The organism is Acidimicrobiales bacterium, assembly GCA_036378675.1.
Taxonomy (GTDB): domain Bacteria; phylum Actinomycetota; class Acidimicrobiia; order Acidimicrobiales; family Palsa-688; genus DASUWA01.
This window is the reverse complement of sequence record DASUWA010000024.1, coordinates 35631-55328: the sequence shown is the minus strand read 5'-3', so window position 1 is coordinate 55328 and position 19698 is coordinate 35631. Positions and strand designations below refer to the sequence as shown.

Below are 19698 nucleotides of genomic sequence, written 5' to 3'. Positions count from 1 at the left end.
ATAGGAGATTTCGGCGCCATTCCGCCGCGACTCAAGTGGCGTCTACGTCGTCGGTGGGGTCGATCCCGGCGGTGCAGTCGTAATCGTCGTCGTGGTTGTGTTCGACGGGGCCGGATTTGGATTCGCGCGCTCCACCGATGTTGTCGTCATCTGCGACGTGGCCGAAGTCGGGACAGCCTCGACAGTGGATCCACCAGAGGTTGCCGAAGAGAGATAGGACTCCAGACGTCCCACCGACAAGCCGTCGGCGGCAAGGATGCTGCGAAGAGTTACGAGATCGGAATACAGGGTGGGAGTGAAGTGGAGGAGGATGATGTCCCCGCCGCGCAGCCTCTGTCCGGCCACGGCCAGCCGGCCCGCCGACATCGTGGCAGACCATTCGACGACTGCGCCGAGACCGCAGCCGTGAGCGACTTTCTGGGTGGTCGGGTTCCATGCCCCGTACGGCGGTCGAAGCAGAGTCGGGGTGTGACCGAGCAGCCCGGCGTAGTCACGGACGGGACGACACACCTCGTAGCTCTGCCGGTCCGGTCCGAGCGAGGTGAGGTAAGGATGGTCGTAGGTATGGTCCTCGATCGTCGCGCCGGCCGCCGACATCTGACGGAAGTAGTTCGGATCCCCGGCGGCCGCCCGCTCGATTAGGAAGATGGAAATCGGCCAACCGGTCTGGCCGAGAAATCCGATGACCCGAGGGTCCCGCACCCACCCGTCGTCGATCGTGACGAACACGACCGGCGAAGACAGGTGGAGCCGGTAGAACACTGGGGCGGCCGCGGCGTTGGAGGTCAGAAGGGGGGTCGCGGCCGGTGCAGTCGGAGTGGCCGGAACAGAGGGCTCTGTGTCGGTTGGCTGGGCGAGCGGTGGAGTTGTCGTTGACGGCCCCACAAAGAACGGCAGGGTAGGGGTGGTCGTAGAGGGTGCAACGGTCTCGGCCTTGCGGCGGGGTGAACCCGGCACCGCGACGACCAGAGCAGCAAGCAATATCGCCGCCGCCGCGGCCCCGGCGATCGCAGTTGCCACCCTTGGTCGGGCCAGGCGTGAGAAACGCCCCATGAAGCTCATTCCACCGATCTTTCCTCAGGTGACCGAACGGTCACCACATGAAACGCACGGTCAGTCTAGGAGTAGCGTCTAGACGTCACTGCCGGAATAGAAGGGGATGGTCGAAATGGGCACCGGCCAGAAAGACGTCTGCACCCCCAGAATCGTGGCCGTCGGCAACAAGCAGGCTGCTTGGATCTTCGCCGAGTTCCAGACCGACCGGACGGTAACGCAGCTGAGCGCCTGGCTCGAGCCAACGGACTGGCCCCAGTGGGGCGGGAAGCTTTTCGAATCCATGACGCCCGTCGGCGAGCGCACCACGGCAAAAGACAGCGACGGTGACCGGTGGCACGGCAAATACCTCGAGGCGGTGAACATCGGAGGGCGGAAACTTCATACCGTCCTGCAGTGCGACGGGAAGCAGACGTCGAAATGGGCGGCGATGACGTACGACCTCGACCACAGCGTTGTCGACGTCTTGACCGTCGACAGAGGTTTTCTCTGTGCTCTGGATCTCGGGAAAAGGCGTCTCGTCAAGGCCCTCAAGATCGTGGGTTTCACGGACCCGGTCGACAACGCTCTGGCCACAGCCGTGTGCCCGGAATGGACCGAGTGGATGAAGGAGGCCACCAAGACCGCTGCGGAACAGCTCGAAGGGAGCCCGGTGGGCGAAACCCACGGAGCACTGGGCGATGCGGGAGCGGACGACGCGAGTGCGACCGAAGCCGCCGCGGGATTCACACGTGGTTACGCGCAGCAGTGGGCCGATTGCATGTCAGGAATGACGGACTTCTACGGGAACTACGCTACCGACGTTGGCAACCGTCTTTGGTCGGGGCAATACGGTCCTAAGGATGCTGCCGAAGACAGCAGCCGTCTCTTCCTCAGGCTGGCCCGGGACTGGTCACGGGTTTGGCGCGCCGGGAATGTCGTGGCCGAGGGGTTGGCCGGAGCCGACGTTCCCCCGAGCGGGGGAGTGCCGTCGGGCGGCGGTGCCTGGAAGAGGTCACTCGAGTACTCGACGGTCTTCGTGCCGGCGCCGAGCACAACCGTGACCGTCGAGGTATCGGACCTGTCGCGTGTCGCCAAGAAGCAGGCGACGATCCGGTCCAAGGCGATCAAGGTCGACCCGGCGCGAATCGACGGGCGTCCCGGCAACGGGGGCAGCGAGCCGGTGTCGGTCAGGCTTCTCACCGATACAACCGCGTTACCACCTGGCCTCTACGAGGGAGAGCTGACACTTCGTTCCAAAGACGGCCACGACACCACGGCGCCGGCGCTCTTCTATGCGAGCGGGGCTCGCCCGACGCCGAAGGAAGGATGACCGCATGGATGATGAGAGAGCCGAGGACCGGCTAGGTCGACTAGTCGAGCGTCTCCTCTCCTCAGCCGAAACAGCTGCGTCATCCGGGGATTGGGAGCGGGTACGCGACATCTGTTCGGATGTTCTCGAAGTTGCGCCGGCGAACGACCGCGCAAAAGGGCTCCTCGAGCGTGTGCGCGCGGAGGAATCCCTTGCCGAGGGTCAGCGCGCCTTTGTGACCATGCTCTTTTCGGACCTCGTTCGCTCGACAGATCTAGCGGACGTCCGGGAGCCCGAAATCGTCCGCGACCTTTTTCGCGTGTACCGCCAGGCGGTTACCGAGGCGATCGAGGGGTTGGGAGGTTGCGTACTGCAGTTCGTGGGCGACGGAGTCGTGGCGTGCTTTGGCTATCCAGCGGTGTTCGAAGACGACGCTAGGCGAGCCGTCCTCGCCGGGCTCGGCCTGGTGGAGCGGATGGCGTCCGTTGAACCGGAGCTGCGGCGACGCTATGGGATCGAGGCGTCCGTCCGGGTTGGCATACACACCGGGACCGTCGTGGTGGCCGGCCGCACGCCGGGCCCGTTGGGATCGCCCTCGATCTTCGGTCTGGTCGCCAACATGACCTCACGGCTCCAGGCAGAGGCCCAACCGGACACCGTGGTCATAAGCGACGCCACGAAGCAACTGGTCGAGGAGTACTTCGAGCTTTCCCCGTTGGGTATGCGCAATCTCAAAGGGATCTCTCGGCCCGTCGAGGTCTACCGCGTCCTGCGCTCATTCGACGCGGGCCGCCTCGATGACGGAACACCCCTGCAAGCGACCCTGATCGGCCGGGATGCCCCGCTCGACGAGCTGTCGAGCCACTGGCGCGGGGTGCTCGCCGCCGCGCGCGACGACCGAGGGCCTGCAACCCCTGCCGTCATCGTCCGGGGCCAGGCGGGTATCGGAAAGTCACGGCTGGTCGCCGATTTCTGCACGCGAGTCGCGGGCGAGGGTGGCACGGTCCTTCGCGCATACTGTTCGCCGTACCACACCAACGTCGCGCTGTGGCCGATGTCTCGAATGCTCGAGTATCGCCTCGGTCTCTATCCGGAGCAACCGGAGGAGGAACGCATCGCCGCGGTCGAGCGGCGCATCAGCGCGGTTGGTATGGGAACCTATGAATTCCTCCCGTTGCTCATGCCGCTCCTCGGGATTCAGATGGCGGAGGAGAGATCACGTCTCGAGGTTGACCCCATCGCGTTGCGCGCCGAGACCCTCGCGGCGCTCGTGAACTGGCTAACCCGTTTCGCAAAGGCCAACCCGACCCTGCTGGTGGTCGAAGATCTTCACTGGGCCGACCCGACGACCGTCGAGCTCATGGGGCTGCTTGCCAAGGAATCCTCACCCGGCGTCCTCGTCGTCGCCACCAGCCGCGAGCAGCTGATCGCACCATGGTCCGCCCTGGCCGCCGACGTCGAGCTCGGCGCTCTCTCCGCAGACAAGTCAGAGGAACTGATCGACGAGATGACCCAGGGCCACGAGCTCAGCGACGATCAGCGCCGAATGATCGTCGACCGTGCACAGGGTGTCCCTCTGTTCGTTCAGGAGCTCGTACGCAGCGCGTTGCGGAGCACATCAGGCGAGACGGTCCCCGTCCGGTTACAGGAACTCCTCGCCGCTCGCCTGCGTGCTCCCGGAATTGATCTTCGGACAGCGCAGCTGGCGGCGACGCTCGGGCCCGTCTTCGAAGAAGGAGCGCTCAGAGAACTCGCTGAGGCTCCAGTCTCCGACGCCCTTTCGCAACTGCACGCTGCCGGGATAATCGAGCCGGTCGGTGACGCCCGGCACGCCAGTTACCAGTTTCGCCATGTCCTCCTGCGGGACGCCGCCTACGAAACCCAGGTCCTCGACGCAAGGCGCGACCGTCACGGCCGCATAGCTCGCCTGCTCGAGCCCAGGGCTGTTGGTCCGGGCGACTTGGCGATCGTCGCCCATCACTACGACCTTGCCGGTGATCACGCGCGGAGCATCCCGGGCTACATCTCGGCGGCGCTCGCCGCGCAGGCCGAGGCAAGCCACACCGAGGCGAGGCGGCTGCTGGACCGGGCGCTCGAACTCCTTCTGTCAACCCCGGGGGGCGACGAGCGTGATCTCACCGAGTTGAACATCCGGCTGCTCCGCAGCATGAGCGTCAGCTCGCTGTTCGGCTATGGCTACCAGGAGGTCTACGACGACTTCCACTGCGCCGAAGCAATCTGCCGTAGGCACAGCAACAACGCTGCGATCATCCCGGCGCAGGTGGGCATCTGGAGCTACATGTTCGTCCGCGGCGAGCTCGGGATGGCGACATGGTTCCTGGCTCCGTTGAGCAATTCGGTCGACTCGCCAGAGGTCTCCTGGTTCGCGCCGGAGATCAAGTCGTGCATCGGCTACAACTGTCTTTACGCGGGCGAGCTTGCCGACGCGAAGCGGCTGCTTTTGGAGGCCTGGGAGGGATACATGAGCAGGCCCGAAGGGGTCAGGGTTTCACCCGTGTGGCCGCTGCCAAACGATCCGATCGCAGTGTCTGCGGTGGCACTTGCGTGCGTCTATGGCCTCGAAGGAAACCCTCTCGAAAGCGCGGCATGGGAGGAGCGGGCCATATCGGTGGCTGAAAGCGTCGGATTTCCACGCGGACCGTTCAGCCTTGCTTTCGTCACCACCTATCTGTCGTGGCTGCGCATGATCATGGGAGACAACGCTGGCGCGCGAGCGCTAGGCCGTCGAACAGTCGAAATCGCGGACCTGCACCGATTCGATTACTTCCGAGCGATCGGATACCAGTACGTCCTCGTTCCGGACGGTGACACCGGAGCATCAGAGGATGAGTTGGCAGGATGGGAAGCCGCCATGGACATGGTCGGGCACGCGGCGTTCAGAGCAGGCTTTCATTGGATCGCCGCGCGCAACCACGCTGCTCGAGGTGACCTGAAGCGAGCCCTCGACGAGGTTGACGAAGGATTCGACAGAGTCGAGAAGTCTGGCGAGCGGGTACACGAGCCCTACCTTCTGATCTTGCGCGCCGAGCTGGTGGCACAGGCGTTCCCCGACCGGACCGACGAGGTGATCGCCGATCTGCGGGCTGCCGTTGATCTTGGTAAGAAGCAAGGTTCCCTCCTGCTCGCCCTGCGAGCCGCCAACCAGATCGCTCACCTCCCCGGGCGATCGCGCCCTGCGGACTGGCCGGAACTCTTGCGCACGACCGCTGACTTGATGACGCCATCGTCGACCAGCCGAGAGTTGGCGGAAGCTCGAGCCCTGCTCGGCTCTTAAGTGGACGCGTCGGGGCGGCCCTCCGTCGCCATCCTCGGAGGTGGGATGGCGGCGCTGACAGCCGCATTCGAGCTTTCCGAAGGACGGTGGCGGGACCGGTTCCAGCGAATCACCGTCTACCAGCGCGGGTGGCGTCTCGGCGGCAAGGGCGCAAGCAGCCGAGGTGCCAACGGACGGATCGAGGAGCACGGCCTTCACGTCCTCCTCGGGTACTACGACCACACCTTCGAGCTGATGCGCCGCTGCTACGACGAGCTGGATCGCGCGGTGACCGACCCCCGCTGCCCGATCCGATCGTGGGACGACGCGGTGTCACCCGCCAATCGAGTCGGCGTCGCCGACTTGCACGACGGCAGATGGGTCCCGTGGATGGCCCGTTTCTCGGCCACACCCGGCATGCCCGGCACGCCCGGCAATACGAGCTCGTGGCCGGCGAGCCCCGCTGAGATCGCCCGACGATCTCTGCAACTGCTTGCCGACTTCTTACGCTCGTTGGCCCCGGCGCGACCGAGTCGAACCCGCGACCGGATCTACCTGAGCGCCTCGCCGCTCCCGGAGGGAGGAAAGACCGAGCAGCTTGGCGATATCGACGCGCTCGTGAGGGGAGCAGCCGTTCTCGGCCTGGTCATTCCGTTCAGCATGGCCCGAAGGCTTACATCGGTGGGCAACCTCGTCTCTGGGAGCCCTGACGGTGGGCTGCCGAGGATGCTCGAGGATCTCCGGGTGGGCCTCAGAGGCGCGGTGAACTCGAACGCGATATCACGGCGGACGCTTCACCTCGTCGAGATCGTCACCGCCAACCTGGTGGGAATCTTCGGCGACGGTTTGCTCGAAGCAAACGAGGATTATCGATCGATCGACCATCTCGACTATCGGGAGTGGCTCTCGGGTCACGGTATTGATCCGGAAGCCCTCTCCTCGCCTCTACTTCGCGGGATGTACGACCTGACCTTCGCCTACGAACAAGGTGATCCGTCCCGTCCCCGGTTCAGCGCCGGTCTCGGACTTCAGTTGGCCACCCGCATGCTTCTTGGCTACTCGGGCGGACCCTTCTGGAAGATGCGCGCCGGGATGGGTGAGATCGTGTTCGCACCGCTCTATCAGGTTCTGTTCAACCGAGGTGTGGACTTCAGGTTCTTCCACCGGGTTGATTCGGTTCGCCTCAGCACCGACCGTCGCTCCGTCCAGGCCATTGAAATGGGCCTCCAGGCTGAGCCAGCTTCGTCTACCGGGGTCTATTCGCCGCTGGCCGAGGTCAACGGCCTCCCGTGCTGGCCGGCTGAGCCATTGAAAGGGCAGGTCGTTCGACCAGAGTGGATCGAGGACCTGGATCTGGAGTCGTACTGGTCTCCCCGTCGAGATTCCGGGAAGGTGGTTCTCCGGGCGGGCGAGGACTTCGACCAGGTCGTTTTTGGTATTTCGCTCGGGATGGTGCCGTACGTCTGCGGGGAGTTGATCGAAGAATCGCCCGCGTGGCGGTCGATGGTCAGCGGGGTGGGGACGGTGGCGACTCAAGCATTCCAGTTGTGGCTCAAGGCCGACGAGCGGGAACTCGGGTGGCCGGGCAATCCGGGCGACATCGTCAGCGGGTTCACCGAACCGTTCGACACGTGGGCTTCCATGTCGCATCTGCTGGAGTTCGAGGACTGGCCCGATGCCGAACGCCCGAAGTCGATCGCATACTTCTGCAGCCCCCTCAGCCCAGAGCCGCCGCGATCCCAGGTGTCCGCGTCGGACGCCGTTCTCGCCCGAACCCGGGAGTTCCTCGACCGCGAGGTGAAGGTCCTTTGGCCGCGAGCCGTGGGGCCAAAAGGGTTCCGATGGGATCTCCTATGCGACGGGGATGGAGCGGGCCGGCTCACGAGCCAGTTCTGGAAGGCGAACGTCGATCCCTCGGATCTGTACGTTCAGTCGCTGCCGGGAACAGATAGCTTTCGGATGGCTCCCAATGCCACGGGCTTTGACAACCTGCTGGTCACCGGCGACTGGACCGATTGCGGCCTCAACGCCGGCTGCCTGGAAGCCGCGACGATGTCGGGGAAGCTCGCTGCGGCTGCGGTCACCGAGCGGGCAACGTGCAGATGAGCGGCGGCCCGGACGCACGGGTCGAACGTCCCGGCGGAAAGTTGGGATTGATCTCACAGGTGCAGGAGTTCGGCTTCGACTCGGCGCGTGTCGTGGTCAACCGGTTCGCCGAGATGTTCGAGCGTTTTCAGAGCGGGGTTGGCATCGCAGGAGTGATCCCAGAGTTTCTGTTGTTCGGGGACGGCGGTCTGGTGGATCGGACTGCTGATGGAGCCCACTTCACCCTTCCCGATACGGAACCAGGACGGCGGAGCAACCGCCAGATCTGGCTGCACAACCCGACCGCCCAGGCCAGTCCGAGGTTGCGCCTTTGGGCACCGCCGCTTCTGACCCACGACGGCCACACGCTCGATCCCTCAGCGATCGTCTTCACCCCCTCGACCGTCACGGCGATCGAAGCCGACTCGAGCCTCGACATCCTGGTCACCGTTTCCGTCCCCAACGACGCTCGCCCCGGTAAGTACCACGGTCAGATCTTGGTGGAAGGGTTGCCGGATACCTCGTTTCCCGTGTGCATCGCCGTTTTGGAAGCACGATGATCGCCGCCCGGGCCGCTTCGGTCATCGAGAGCTTGTCCCGTTACGGGGCGACCGTCTCGGAGGCCATCCGGAGCGAACTGGAGCCGATGGCGACTTCCGCGTACCTGGGCCCTCTTTTGTCCGAGTACCCGTCGCGAACCGGCAAGGCGCTGCGGCCGAGCATGTGCCTTGCAACGGCCGAAGCGTTCGGTGGGGCCCTCGACGACGCTCTCCCGTCCGCGGTCGCGATCGAGCTTCTTCACAACGCGTTCCTGGTGCACGACGACATCGAGGACGGGAGCGTTCTCCGCAGGGGCAAGCCGACCCTCCACCGGATCTACGGCACCCCTCTTGCCATCAACGCCGGCGACGCACTCGCGCTGTACGCCATGGGAACGCTCCGAAACAACATCGACCGCATGGGTGCCCGGCTGGCACACCAGGTGATGACCGAGTTCGATTTCATGAGCCGGCAGACGGTCGCAGGGCAGGCCCTCGAACTGGGGTGGTTGCGTGACGCACGGCTCGATCTCACTCCGGACGACTACCTCGATCTGGTCATGAAGAAGACCTGCTGGTACACCACCGTCTTACCGTTGCGGGTAGGGGCTCTGATCGGATCGCGTGGCGCTGCGAACCTCGAGCCGATGATCGCGTGCGGGTTCCACCTTGGTGCCGCCTTCCAAATCCGCGACGACATTCTCAACCTCACGGGCGACGAAGCTCTGTACGGCAAGGAGCGATTCGGCGACCTTAGAGAAGGTAAGCGGACGCTAATCCTCATCCACCTCCTCGCCGCTGCCGACGCTTCGGACTTCGGATGGCTACGCGACTACCTGGGCCGGCCGTCGTCGCTGCGTCGTCCTTCAGAGGTCGGGAAGGTCTTCGACCTCATGGTGGCCTACGGGAGCATCAGCTTCGCCGGTGAGTTCGCAAGAGGCGTCGCGAGTAGCGCCCGGGCCGCGATGGACGCAGCATTCGCAGGGCTTCCCGAGACGCCTGCGCGTCGGTTCCTCGGCGAGCTGGTGCAGTTCATGGTGGAGCGGGAGCGCTAGCGGTCAGCGGCGAACCAGCCTGTCGAGGGCGATCGCGAGAGCTGTGGCCACATTCAGGGAGTCGACCCCCGGGGCCATCGGTATCCGCACGCTGCACGACGCCGAAAGCCGGGCAGCCTGGCTCAACCCGTGGCCCTCGGCTCCGACGATGACAGCGATCTTCTCGGGAGGGCTCATCGAACCAACCGTGTGAGGCGAACGCGGATCGAGCGCCACGATCGAAAACCCGTGTCCCGCAAGCTCGGACAACCCGGCAGGCCATGGGACAATCCGAGTGAACGGAACCCTCAGCACGTGCCCGAGCGACACGCGCACAGACCGACGGTAAAGGGGATCGCAACAAGTCGGGTCAAGGAATACCGCTCCGGCACCGAGCGCAGCCGCGTTGCGGAAGATTGCGCCCAGGTTCTCGTGGTCGTTGACACCCTCGACCACCACGACAGCGTCACAGCCTTCGAAGATCTCGCTGGGTTGTCTCGTTGGCAGCCGCTCGGCCAGTGCGAGGACGCCTCGGTGCACGCGAAATCCGGCTATCTCGTCGAAGACCTCCGAACCCGCAATGTACGCATGCACGCCACGGTCTTCCGCCTGCTCCAACACGTCAGTGGCCGAACTGAGGCGGCTCGGCGTCAGCAAGAGCGAGAGCACCGGCCATTGAGACTCGAGCAGCACACGGACGGTTCGCAATCCCTCGACGACGAAGACACCATGATCGGCCTCGAGTGACCGTCTCAGCTCCACGTCACGGAGATTGCGGTACAAGTCGAGCCGAGGGTCGGCCGGATCGTCGACCTCGACTATCAACGTCGCGCTGGACTACCGGGCGTCGCCGACCGCCGGCGCCTCTCGCCTCGCAGCCACCTCTGCAGCCGGCTCGTAAACGAGCGTCCTCTGCTCGAGGCCACGGAGCTCGATCTCGTCCGCGACCATCCACTCCTTCGACTCGCGACCCGACCGCGCTATCGCTTCCTCGCTTGCGAGCACTCTGCTGAATCGTCGCTTCGCCTGGTCGGTCAGACGGGACGCTTCGTTCACCGGAATTCCGATCACCGTGTACTCGTAGCGCTGCTCGGCACCCACATTCCCGGCGACTACCGACCCAGCGGAAACGCCAACGGCCGCGTCGAGATCAGGGTGTAACGCCGCGAGGGTGAGAAGCTCCCTTCGGATCGTCCGAGCGGCGCGTAACGCCCGCATCGCGCAATCCTCCATCGCGATCGGGGCGCCGAACACGCAAAGAGCGCCGTCGCCCTCGAACTTGTTGACCCACCCGCCCTCGGCTGACACCACCTTGATGATGGCTCCGAAGAACTCGTTCAGCAGGCTGACAACCTGATCGGGAGGGTAACGGAGCGACAGCGTCGTCGACCCGAGGATGTCGACGAATAGAACTCCGACTTCTCGCCGCTCCCCTCCAAGTGATATCCCGCGCTCCACCGCCTGCCGAGCCACCTCGTCACCGACGTGACGTCCGAAGAGATCCTGTAGAGCGTTGCGCTCACGCAGCCCCGAAACCATCTGGTTGAATCCGGCCTGCAACAGACCGAGCTCCCCTGCATCATCGACGTCCACCGTCACGTCGAGCTGTCCACGCTGCACTTGACTCACCGCCGACCGGAGGTTGCGCATCGGCAGCGCAAGAGAACGCGCAGCGACGTAAACGACGAGGGTGCCCGAGGCAAGGCCGGCGCCCACGATGAACCAAATCGCTGCCGCACTCGGTGGCTCGCTGGCAGGGCGACCGATGAAGGTAAGACCGATCATCAGCAGAAAGACGTCGGCACCGACCGCCCAGGACGCAATCAGCCGGGTCCGCACACCGGGAACCATTGTCCGCTCGGGAACTCGCGTCGCAAGCGTAAGCCGCACCAAGGGCCGAAAAGCAGATTCGGCGAGCAGATAGATGAGAGCGCTCGTTGTGAACCCTCCGAGAAGTATCGAAGCCGTGACTCGAACGACCGCGCCCCACGGGTGGCCTACCGCGGTTATCCCGGCCCAGAGCGCCGCGGCACCTAGCCAGCCAACCAGTGAGAACGCTGCGTACATGACTGGGAGGTTCAGGGTGCGACGCTGTTCGGCGGGGTTCGGCCCCCGGCCGGCCATTACCCACTCGGTCGCTTTCGTGGCGATTCTCGGGAAGAACCACGAGCCGACCAAGAGCGATGCGACCAGGTAGACACACAGGGTTATGAAATCGCCCAAGCCGAACCCGCTTTGCCCCTTGATGTGCTGACTGGTCAGCGCGCCGGAAATGGCAGCAAGCCCAGCACCGACGACATTGGCCAGGACGATGTTCCGATGGTTCCTCGTCGAGATCCGCCGAAGCACGAGTTCCCTGGTCTCCTGGACCCCGGTTGGCTGATCCCCCATCAGATTCAATCGTTGCTCAACAGGTCCGATGGCGCAACGTGTCTCACGGCACAGGTGCCTTAAGGCTCAGGTGCGTGGTTAATGCAGGATCAAACCTCTGACCAGGCAACGTACCTAGGACGACCAGAAACCCTCGAGACGAGCGGCTTCCGACTCGCCCTGCCGGATTCCGGCCGCATAGGCCGCAACTGCCAGCGAGAAGTCCATGAGGTTCAACCCGTACCCACTGATGTCGAGCATCTCCGCCCCGGGGACGATGACCTCGACCTTTGACCCGCCGTCGCGAAGCCGGTCGAGCTGGGAGCGGGTCGCGCCCATCACTGCATCGAGGGCCGGCAATCCGAATTCTTCCGGGACTTCGAGGAGCGTGCAGGACACCGCCAGCACGACGTCGTGTCCGTCGGCCACGTCGGCGTTGAGCATGTCCCTGACGCCTCCGTCCATCCAACGCCTTCCGTTGATCGTGACGGGCGGGAAGATTCCGGGGACGGCGCAACTTGACGCGACCGCAGCCCGTGCGTCCACTCCTGAACGTTCGTCCCAAACCTGGAACTTCCCGTCTTCGGTGTCGACGGCGGTGCAAGAGAAACCCGTGGGCCACGCGGCGCCGTCAAATCTCGAGAACATCCCCAACCAGCGCTCCTCGTCCATTGTTCGAGCAGCAAGTGCTGTCTTTCCAAGACGGGCGCGAACCGCTTCGGCCGCTTCCGGGTGGGCAGCGGCTTCCGCAAGCGCGGCAATGAGCAGCTCGAGGTCTTCGCTCGCGTCGGCGGAGGTTGGGCCGCCTTCTTCCACCCCGGCTGCTGCCCCAACATCTCCGATCGCCTGGGTCAGGTCGTCTCCGGAGGCGAGAGTGAATCCAACCACCGAACCAGCAGAGGTACCGATCACGGTGTCTGATTTTGAAACGTCCACCCCGTTGCCTCTGAGTCCTACAAGGAGGCCGGCTTCCCACCCGATGCCTACCGGACCGCCTCCCCCGAGTACCAAAGCACGCGTCATAGGTAGCGAGGCTAACTGAACCGAGCGACTCATCGCCCTATCTGACGGCGGCGATGATGGCGTCGCGTCCCCGCCGCCACACAACAGCACACTCCGCAAAACCAGCATCCGCGAGCGCCGACAGATGCCAATCTTCAGGCGGGGCGAACTCGTCACCCCGATCGGCGAACCGGCGATTGCGTTCGGCGACCAGTGGACCGAGCACTAAGTCCTCGTGCATCCGGGACCACCAGCTTTCCCAATCATGTCGTTCGCCTGGAAGCGCATCTATCTCCCCGTTCAACACATCGGCGCACCTGCGGGCCAGGTCCGGGCTCCCGTCGAGCGGCGCGTGATCAGCATTGAGGAACACCCCTCCAGACCGCAGCTTCCGGAACAGTTCGGCGTACAGCCGGCGGACTTCGGGGCCGCTCAGCCAGTGCAAGGCAGTAGCCGTTACGACAGCGTCGAACTCGCCGCCGGCGGCCTCGGACCATCCGCTGCGACGCAGGTCGGCCTCGACCACGAGTACCTCGGGATTGAGCGACCGGTAGATGGCCAAAAGTGCCGGGTCAAGATCAACTGCGACGATCTCGGCGTCGGCCCGGACCGCGAGGATCCTTTTGGTCAGGGAACCGGGACCGCAGGCGAGATCCAAGACACGAAGCGCCCGATCCGGCGGGGCAACGCAGACCAGGGCGGTCAAATACCCGAACCGTTCCTCCCGATCGGGGAGATAACGCTCCTGCTGCCGATCCCACGATTCCAGCCAAGCCTCGGCTTCGGCTCTGGGAAGGCCGCTCACCGAGCGGACATTACCGGTGGCTCGCAATCGGCGGCTGGTGCGATCGAGTTAGCCCATGGTCTTGGCGCCGTCGAGCGACTCTCTGATGATGTCGGCGTGGCCCGAATGCTGCGCGGTCTCCGCGAGAATGTGAGCGAGCACCGTACGGGCCGACCAGCGCGCGCCCGGCGGGAACCACGGAGCATCGGGCAGAGGCTGGGTATCGTCCAACGACGGCACCTCGGCAACCACTTCTGCGGTACGCCTCGCTACCTCGTCGTAGCGGGATAGAAGAACGTCGAGGGATTCGCCCGGCATCACTTGAAAGGTCTGAGCGTGTGCCTCCATCCTCTCGGGGCTGAAGGTCATCACTCCGGGTCCCCGGAGCATGAACTGCACCCACGAGTCCTCTACAGCCGCCACGTGCTTGATGATCCCGGCGAGACACAGCTCGCTCGAGGTGGTTCGCCGTTGCGCTTGCTCATCAGAGAGGCCCTCGACTGTCCCGCGGAGAAAGGATCTCTGCTTCGCCAGAGCTGCGATGAAGTCGGACCGTTCCGTTGACGTGGTTCTTTCGCTCATCGGTCCATCCTCCCACTCTTTGCGGACAGAACATGTCCGCAAAACGCCAGCCGCTCGGAAGCGTCGAGCTGACAAGCTGACCGGCATGGCTCACGCGCCAAGCCCGATCGAAAGCATCAGCGCTGTAACACTTCTGACGGTGGAGATGCAGAGGGCCGTCCGCTTCTACCGATCGATCGGGTTCGATCTCCTGTACGGCGGCGAGCACGCCGAGTTCACCAGCTTCCGAGCCGGGAGCAGCTACCTCAACCTCCAACTCGACGCGACTCGCTCCAATCAAAACCCGATCTGGGGACGGATCGTTTTCTGGGTTGACGATGTCGACGCGATGTACAAGAGCGTCGAGTCCACCGGCGTGAAGCCGGGGTCGCCCCCGGCAGACGCACCTTGGGGGGAACGCTTTTTCCATGTGCTCGACCCGGACGGCCACGAGCTCAGTTTCGCTCGGCCTCTGACTCGGGACTGATTCGGGCAACTGGATAGCGATCGCTGCGTTCGGGCGTAAGAATCAGCACGCCGGTGCTCAACCGCACACCCAAACGCAGGATCCACGCCCAATCGGCCCTCAAGAAACCCATCAAGCACCGTCAGCGCCCGGTAAGCCCTCAAAGACCCGCCGATCGACACCCCGTCACCACTGGAGGTCCCACCGATGACAGAAACCAACGACTCGCCGGCGCTGTGGACTCTGAGGGACCAGGCCGCTGCCATCAAGGCGCGGCGTATCTCCAGTCGCGAGCTGCTCGACGAGTACCTGTCGAGGATCGAGAGAATCAACCCCTCCCTGAACGCGGTCGTGACACTCGAGCCAGACGCGGCGAAGGAAGCCGCCGCCTGCGCCGACGAAGCGACCGCAAAAGGCACCGGCAACCTCGGTTCGCTCCACGGCCTACCCACCACCATCAAGGACGCCATCGAGACCGCGGGCATCCGCTCGACCGGAGGCGCGCGTGAGCTGATCAACCATGTCCCGGCGCGCGATGCCCCGGCGGTCAAGCGCCTAAGGGACGCGGGGGCGATCGTGTTCGGCAAAACGAACGCGCCGCGGTGGTCAGGTGACGTTCAGACGTTCAACGACGTGTTCGGTACGACCAACAACCCGTGGGACCACTCCCGAACGCCGGGGGGTTCCTCCGGAGGAGCGGCGGCCGCGGTGTCGGCGGGGCTCACCTCGTTCGAGCTCGGCACGGACATAGGCGGATCGGTGCGCATCCCGTCCAACTTCTGCGGGGTGTGCGGCCACAAGCCGAGCTTCGGCGTGATCCCGCAGAAGGGCTACCTCGATCGGGTGGGCGGGGGCCTGATCGACGCGGACATAAACGTGTTCGGCCCGATCGCTCGCAGCGCCGGCGATCTGGCTGAGCTGGTCGACGTGATGGCCGGCGCATCCGGAGAGGACGCCAAGGCCTGGAGGCTGGATCTGCCCGCCCCCCGGCGCGCCGACATTCGCGAGTACCGGATCGGTACCTGGCTCGACGACCCGGTGGGAGAAGTGGCGACCGAGGTCGGCGACGTGCTCTCGACTGCGGCGGAGGCGTTGGCGAAGGTCGGCGCCAACGTGTCGGATTCCCGACCCCCGATCAAGCTTGCCGACGCGGCGGCCCTGTTCAGCTCTTTGATAGCGCCGGCGATATCGGTCAGCACCGACAAGGAGATCGGCGACGCGATCAGCGGGACTCACCGCACCTGGCTGGACAATCATCAAGCGCGCACGCAGATGCGATCGGTCTGGGAGGAGTGGTTCCGCGAGTTCGATGTTCTGCTCTGCCCGGTAATGCCGATGGCCGCGTTCGCCCACGACCAGTCCGGCGAGATCATCAGTCGCGTGGTGACCATCAACGGACGGCCCCGCGCCCACATAGACACGCTTGTGTGGACCGGGCTCGTCGGCGTCGTATACCTGCCGTCCACAGTGGTTCCGGTTGGGTTTACGCCCGAGGGCCTTCCGGTTGGCGTGCAGGTGGTCGGGCCCTATCTCGAGGACCGGACGTCGTTGTTCGTCGCAGGCGAGCTGGAGACGCTGACGGGCGGTTACAGGCCTCCGCCTGGAGCGTAAGACGCCGGCTGCGCGTCGCGGGCTGCGTGCAGGATTACCGACAGGACACTTCCGCGTCCCGCAGTCGATGATCCGACTACGACCGTTCCCCCCATTGCGGCGGTCAGCTCTTTAACGATGGCAAGACCGAGCCCCGATCCCGCTTGCCTCGCCGGCGAACGCGCGGACTGGTACAGCCGCTCGAAGACGTGGCCTTGCTCAGTTTGCGGTATGCCCGGGCCGTCGTCCTCGACGGCCACCACGATCGACCCTTCGTTCGCCGACACGGTGACGTGGACGCTGGTCGATGCGTACTTGTACGCGTTTTCCACCAGGTTCGCCACAACCTGGGCGAGCCGGTCGGGATCGGCGATGGCCTCGAGGACCTGATCAGGCATTTGCAGCTGAAGGTGCAAGCCGGCCTGTTCCACCATCGGCCGGAACCCTTCGGCGGTGTCGCCCACTACCGCCGCGATATCCACGGGAGAGACATGCAAGGAAAAGGCGTGCGAGTCCAGCCTGGCTAGGTCGAGAAGATCCTGGACCAGCCGCTCGAGTCTTCGCGCTTCGGATCCGATCACCCGGGCTGCCTGCTCTTGATCGGTCGCCGCCCCGTCGGCGATCGCCTCAGCCCATCCGCGTATCGACGTGAGCGGGGTCCGAAGGTCGTGGGAGACGGACAGGAAGAACTGTCGTTCGCGCAGCTTTGCGTCCTGCAGGCTGTCGGTCATCGTGTTGATCGACGAGGCAAGCGAGGCCAGCTCCGGGTACTCGCGACCGTCAAGGTCGACGCGCCGTTCGAGATCTCCCGCGGCTATCCGACCGGCTGCCTGCTCGACCGCTTGCAGAGGCCGGGTGATCCGCCTCGCAAGAACACCTGCGACAACCGCGGCGACCGCCAATGCCGCGATGGCAGCCAAGGCGAACCACGTGTTCGCTCCGGGGCTTCCGGTCTCTTTTCCAGTGACGATGACAGCGATGGGAATCCTGCCGCTGGGTGCGACGCTTGCCAAACGCTGTTCCAGGGCGGCGGTGCGTTCAGCGGTGAGCCCGGACGGCATGAGCGCCGAAGTGTTGATCGAGGTCGGCACCGCGACCCAAGTGAACGCCCCGTGGCTACCCGACGTGGTCACCCCGTTTCGCAAGCGGCCCGGTTGAAGGTCGGCCGAGCTGAGCCCCGACGGCAACGGTTCGGCACGTCCGAACAGGCCCAGAAGCGGAGCCGAGGGTTGCATCGGGGTGATCGTGCCGTTCGGTTCGACCACTGCGATCGCGACGCCTTCGAGGCGCGACACTTCCGCGACGATCGCCAGGACGCTCTTTCGATTGGCGCTGGTCTTGCCGAACACGAGGGTGTCGAGATTGCTGGAGATGACCTGCGCCTGCGACCGCAGCCGTTGCTGGAAATGGGCCCGCTCCGCCCGGGCGGCGAGCAGCAGGCTCCCGACGCCCGCGACCGCTAGCGCTCCGACAACAACCGCGACGATGGCGAGGGTCAGGCGCCGGCGCACAGCTCAGCCCATCCTGTATCCGACGCCCCACACGGTTGTCAGCGGAAGCGCGTCGCCGAGCTTCTTGCGAAGCTGGCGGACGTGGACATCAACGGTCCGCTCGTCGCCGTACCAGCCCGGTCCCCATACTCCGTCGAGAAGCTGGCGCCGGGTGAGCACCAACCCGACGCTGTCGGTCAGATAGGAGAGCAGGTCGAACTCCTTTGCGGTCAGCTGAACCACCGACCCGTCGACCCGCGCTTCACGGCGCGGCCGGTCGACTTCGACGCCTCCAATCTGGGCGACGTCCTTGGCGGGTGGGGCGCCCTCTGCCCTGCGAAGGATGGCGCGAACCCTCGCCACCAGTTCACGCGGTGAGAACGGTTTGGTCACGTAATCGTCGGCGCCGAGCTCCAATCCGACCACGCGGTCCATCTCACTGTCGCGGGCTGTGAGCATCAGAACGGGAACCCGGCTCTTCGACTGCAGGCGGCGGCACACTTCGAACCCGTCGATGTCCCCGGGTAGGCCGACGTCGAGCAGGACGAGCCTCGGTTGCTCTCTGTCCACCGCCGCAAGCCCCGCCGATCCAGACGTCGCCTGGATCACCCTGAAACCGTCCCGGCGCAGGTAGAGGTCGACAAGATCGGCGATGTTGGGATCGTCCTCTACGACCACGATGGTGCCCGCATCTCCCGGCATGGGGAACAAGCGTGCCAGGGAATGATTAAGGAAGTGTGAAGATCGGCGGGCGACGGTCCCGCCAGGGATGGGCTTGCTCGAGCTCGTACGCCAGCTCGAAGAGCGTCCGCTCGTCACCGACCGCGGCCGAGAACTGCACCCCGACCGGCAACCCGCCGGGCGTCCAATGGAGCGGGACACTCATCGCGGGGGCACCGACGATGTTGTGCAACACGGTGCAGTCGGCGTAACCGCCGATCCGGGTCACGAGGTCGTCGAACGGCACGCCACCATCTATGTAACCGATCGGCACCGTTGGCGTCAGGGTCACCGGCGAGAGGATGACATCGAATTCCTCGAACGTCGACTGGTACATCGGCTTCACCGACTCGAGCCGCTGCTTGGTCTCGTCGAGCGCCCCTTCCGGCATCGACGCGGCGGCGGCTGCCATGGCGAGAGTAAACGGTTCCAGCAGCGTCTCGTCGGGCTCGTGGCCGATGACGCCGGCAACCAGATGGCTCACACCCAAAGCGGCGTTGGCATAGAGAACCGAGAAGTCCGCCATGATCGGCCCGGTGTCGAACGGATACGACGCCTCGTCGACTTGATGGCCGAGGCTACCGAGGAGCGTGCCAGCCGCCTCGAGCGCGGCGGCAACGTCGCCATCGGGAGCACTGCCGCCGAAACCCCGAGAAAGGACGCCGACGCGGAGGCGTCGCTTCGACGGACCTGCGACATGCCCGACGCGCGGAAGTCCCTCCGGCAGGTCTTCGAGCTCCATGAACGCGAACAATGCAGCCGAGTCCCGGACTGAGCGCGATAAGCAGTGCTCGACGGTCAGCGGGTAGCCGCCGGCGGCATCCTGGTGCCCGACGAGGCGGCCGGTCGACGGCTTCAGCCCGAACACGCCGCAAGCCGATGCGGGGATCCTGATCGACCCACCGCCGTCTGCTGCGTCTGCGATCGGCACGACGCCGGCGGCGACTGCTGCGGCCGAGCCTCCGGAAGAGCCTCCCGGCGACATATCGAGGTCCCACGGGTTGTGGGTCGGACCCGATGCCAGCGGCTCGGTCGTGGGCAGAAAACCGATCTCCCCCAACGCAGACTTGCCGAGCACCACCAAGCCGGCCGCTTCGAACCTGTCTACTTGCGGGCTGTTCGCGGATGCCGGCGGAAGCAGCGGCCCAAAACGCGCTCCCCATCGGGTCGGCACGCCGGCGACGTCGTACATGTCCTTCACCAGAAAGGGCACGCCGGAAAAAGGAGCATTCCGTTCCGAGGCAGGCGCAATGCCCGCCGCCCGTCCCCGGGCTCGCTCGAAGAGGTCGGCGGCGAGGAAGTTGAGCAGCGGCTGGGCTCGTTCCGCTCTGGCGATCGCTGCATCGACAGCCTCGATCGGGGTTATCTCCTTCTGGGCTATCAAGCCGGCGGTCTCGGTCGCGTCGATCCACGCGAGTTCGGAATCGAGCTTCATGTTG

The 19698-nt window shown here is 65.1% G+C and carries 16 protein-coding genes; 7 read left to right on the top strand and 9 right to left on the bottom strand.

What is annotated here, in order from left to right:
* Positions 1-42 precede the first annotated feature (42 nt).
* Positions 43-1062 carry a polysaccharide deacetylase family protein gene (locus VFZ97_09335; GenBank protein HEX6393633.1) on the bottom strand — a complete coding sequence of 340 codons (1020 nt, stop codon included), beginning with the start codon at positions 1060-1062 and terminating at the stop codon, positions 43-45.
* Between the two features lie 106 nt (positions 1063-1168).
* Between VFZ97_09335 and VFZ97_09330 the strand changes: the two genes are divergently transcribed.
* The 5 genes from VFZ97_09330 to VFZ97_09310 are packed head-to-tail and all read left to right on the top strand — an operon-like array spanning position 1169 to position 9297.
* Entirely contained in the window at positions 1169-2365 is a 1197-nt protein-coding gene (locus VFZ97_09330) for a hypothetical protein (protein ID HEX6393632.1), read from the top strand.
* 4 nt (positions 2366-2369) lie between these two features.
* Positions 2370-5639 carry an adenylate/guanylate cyclase domain-containing protein gene (locus VFZ97_09325; protein HEX6393631.1) on the top strand — a complete coding sequence of 1090 codons (3270 nt, stop codon included), beginning with the start codon at positions 2370-2372 and terminating at the stop codon, positions 5637-5639.
* Complete coding sequence (locus VFZ97_09320) at positions 5640-7724, top strand: NAD(P)-binding protein (protein HEX6393630.1); 2085 nt, start codon at positions 5640-5642, stop codon at positions 7722-7724. It begins immediately after the preceding gene.
* Complete coding sequence (locus VFZ97_09315; GenBank protein ID HEX6393629.1) at positions 7721-8263, top strand: hypothetical protein; 543 nt, start codon at positions 7721-7723, stop codon at positions 8261-8263. The genes VFZ97_09320 and VFZ97_09315 overlap by 4 nt, the downstream gene beginning before the upstream one ends.
* Positions 8260-9297, top strand: coding sequence for a polyprenyl synthetase family protein (locus VFZ97_09310; GenBank protein HEX6393628.1), 1038 nt, complete (start codon positions 8260-8262; stop codon positions 9295-9297). The genes VFZ97_09315 and VFZ97_09310 overlap by 4 nt, the downstream gene beginning before the upstream one ends.
* A 3-nt stretch (positions 9298-9300) precedes the next feature.
* Here the strand turns inward: VFZ97_09310 and VFZ97_09305 are convergent, their stop codons facing one another.
* The 5 genes from VFZ97_09305 to VFZ97_09285 all read right to left on the bottom strand — a co-directional run bounded on the left by VFZ97_09305 (position 9301) and on the right by VFZ97_09285 (position 14014).
* Positions 9301-10101 (bottom strand): RNA methyltransferase, encoded by an 801-nt coding sequence (locus VFZ97_09305; protein ID HEX6393627.1) that lies wholly within the window; start codon positions 10099-10101, stop codon positions 9301-9303.
* Positions 10102-10113: 12 nt separating this feature from the next.
* Positions 10114-11667, bottom strand: coding sequence for an adenylate/guanylate cyclase domain-containing protein (locus VFZ97_09300; protein ID HEX6393626.1), 1554 nt, complete (start codon positions 11665-11667; stop codon positions 10114-10116).
* Positions 11668-11781: 114 nt separating this feature from the next.
* On the bottom strand, positions 11782-12669 hold the full coding sequence (locus VFZ97_09295; protein ID HEX6393625.1) for a patatin-like phospholipase family protein: 888 nt from the start codon (positions 12667-12669) through the stop codon (positions 11782-11784).
* A 37-nt stretch (positions 12670-12706) separates the two neighbouring features.
* On the bottom strand, positions 12707-13453 hold the full coding sequence (locus VFZ97_09290) for a class I SAM-dependent methyltransferase (protein ID HEX6393624.1): 747 nt from the start codon (positions 13451-13453) through the stop codon (positions 12707-12709).
* Positions 13454-13501: 48 nt separating this feature from the next.
* Positions 13502-14014: a DinB family protein gene (locus tag VFZ97_09285; protein HEX6393623.1), complete on the bottom strand. Its 513-nt coding sequence runs from the start codon at positions 14012-14014 to the stop codon at positions 13502-13504.
* A gap of 85 nt (positions 14015-14099) precedes the next feature.
* On the opposite strand from VFZ97_09285, the gene VFZ97_09280 reads away from it, so the two are divergent.
* Both VFZ97_09280 and VFZ97_09275 read left to right on the top strand, forming a co-directional pair.
* Positions 14100-14480 (top strand): VOC family protein, encoded by a 381-nt coding sequence (locus VFZ97_09280; protein ID HEX6393622.1) that lies wholly within the window; start codon positions 14100-14102, stop codon positions 14478-14480.
* A gap of 186 nt (positions 14481-14666) precedes the next feature.
* A complete protein-coding gene (locus VFZ97_09275) occupies positions 14667-16070 on the top strand; it encodes an amidase family protein (GenBank protein ID HEX6393621.1) in 1404 nt (467 codons plus the stop codon).
* Here VFZ97_09275 and VFZ97_09270 read toward each other — a convergent pair.
* Genes VFZ97_09270 through VFZ97_09260 form a run of 3 tightly spaced genes read right to left on the bottom strand, consistent with a single transcriptional unit; the run spans position 16046 to position 19694 of the window.
* Complete coding sequence (locus tag VFZ97_09270) at positions 16046-17560, bottom strand: HAMP domain-containing sensor histidine kinase (GenBank protein ID HEX6393620.1); 1515 nt, start codon at positions 17558-17560, stop codon at positions 16046-16048. The genes VFZ97_09275 and VFZ97_09270 overlap by 25 nt on opposite strands.
* Before the next feature lie 3 nt (positions 17561-17563).
* On the bottom strand, positions 17564-18241 hold the full coding sequence (locus tag VFZ97_09265) for a response regulator transcription factor (GenBank protein ID HEX6393619.1): 678 nt from the start codon (positions 18239-18241) through the stop codon (positions 17564-17566).
* Positions 18242-18266: 25 nt separating this feature from the next.
* Positions 18267-19694 (bottom strand): amidase family protein, encoded by a 1428-nt coding sequence (locus VFZ97_09260; GenBank protein HEX6393618.1) that lies wholly within the window; start codon positions 19692-19694, stop codon positions 18267-18269.
* Positions 19695-19698 lie beyond the last annotated feature (4 nt).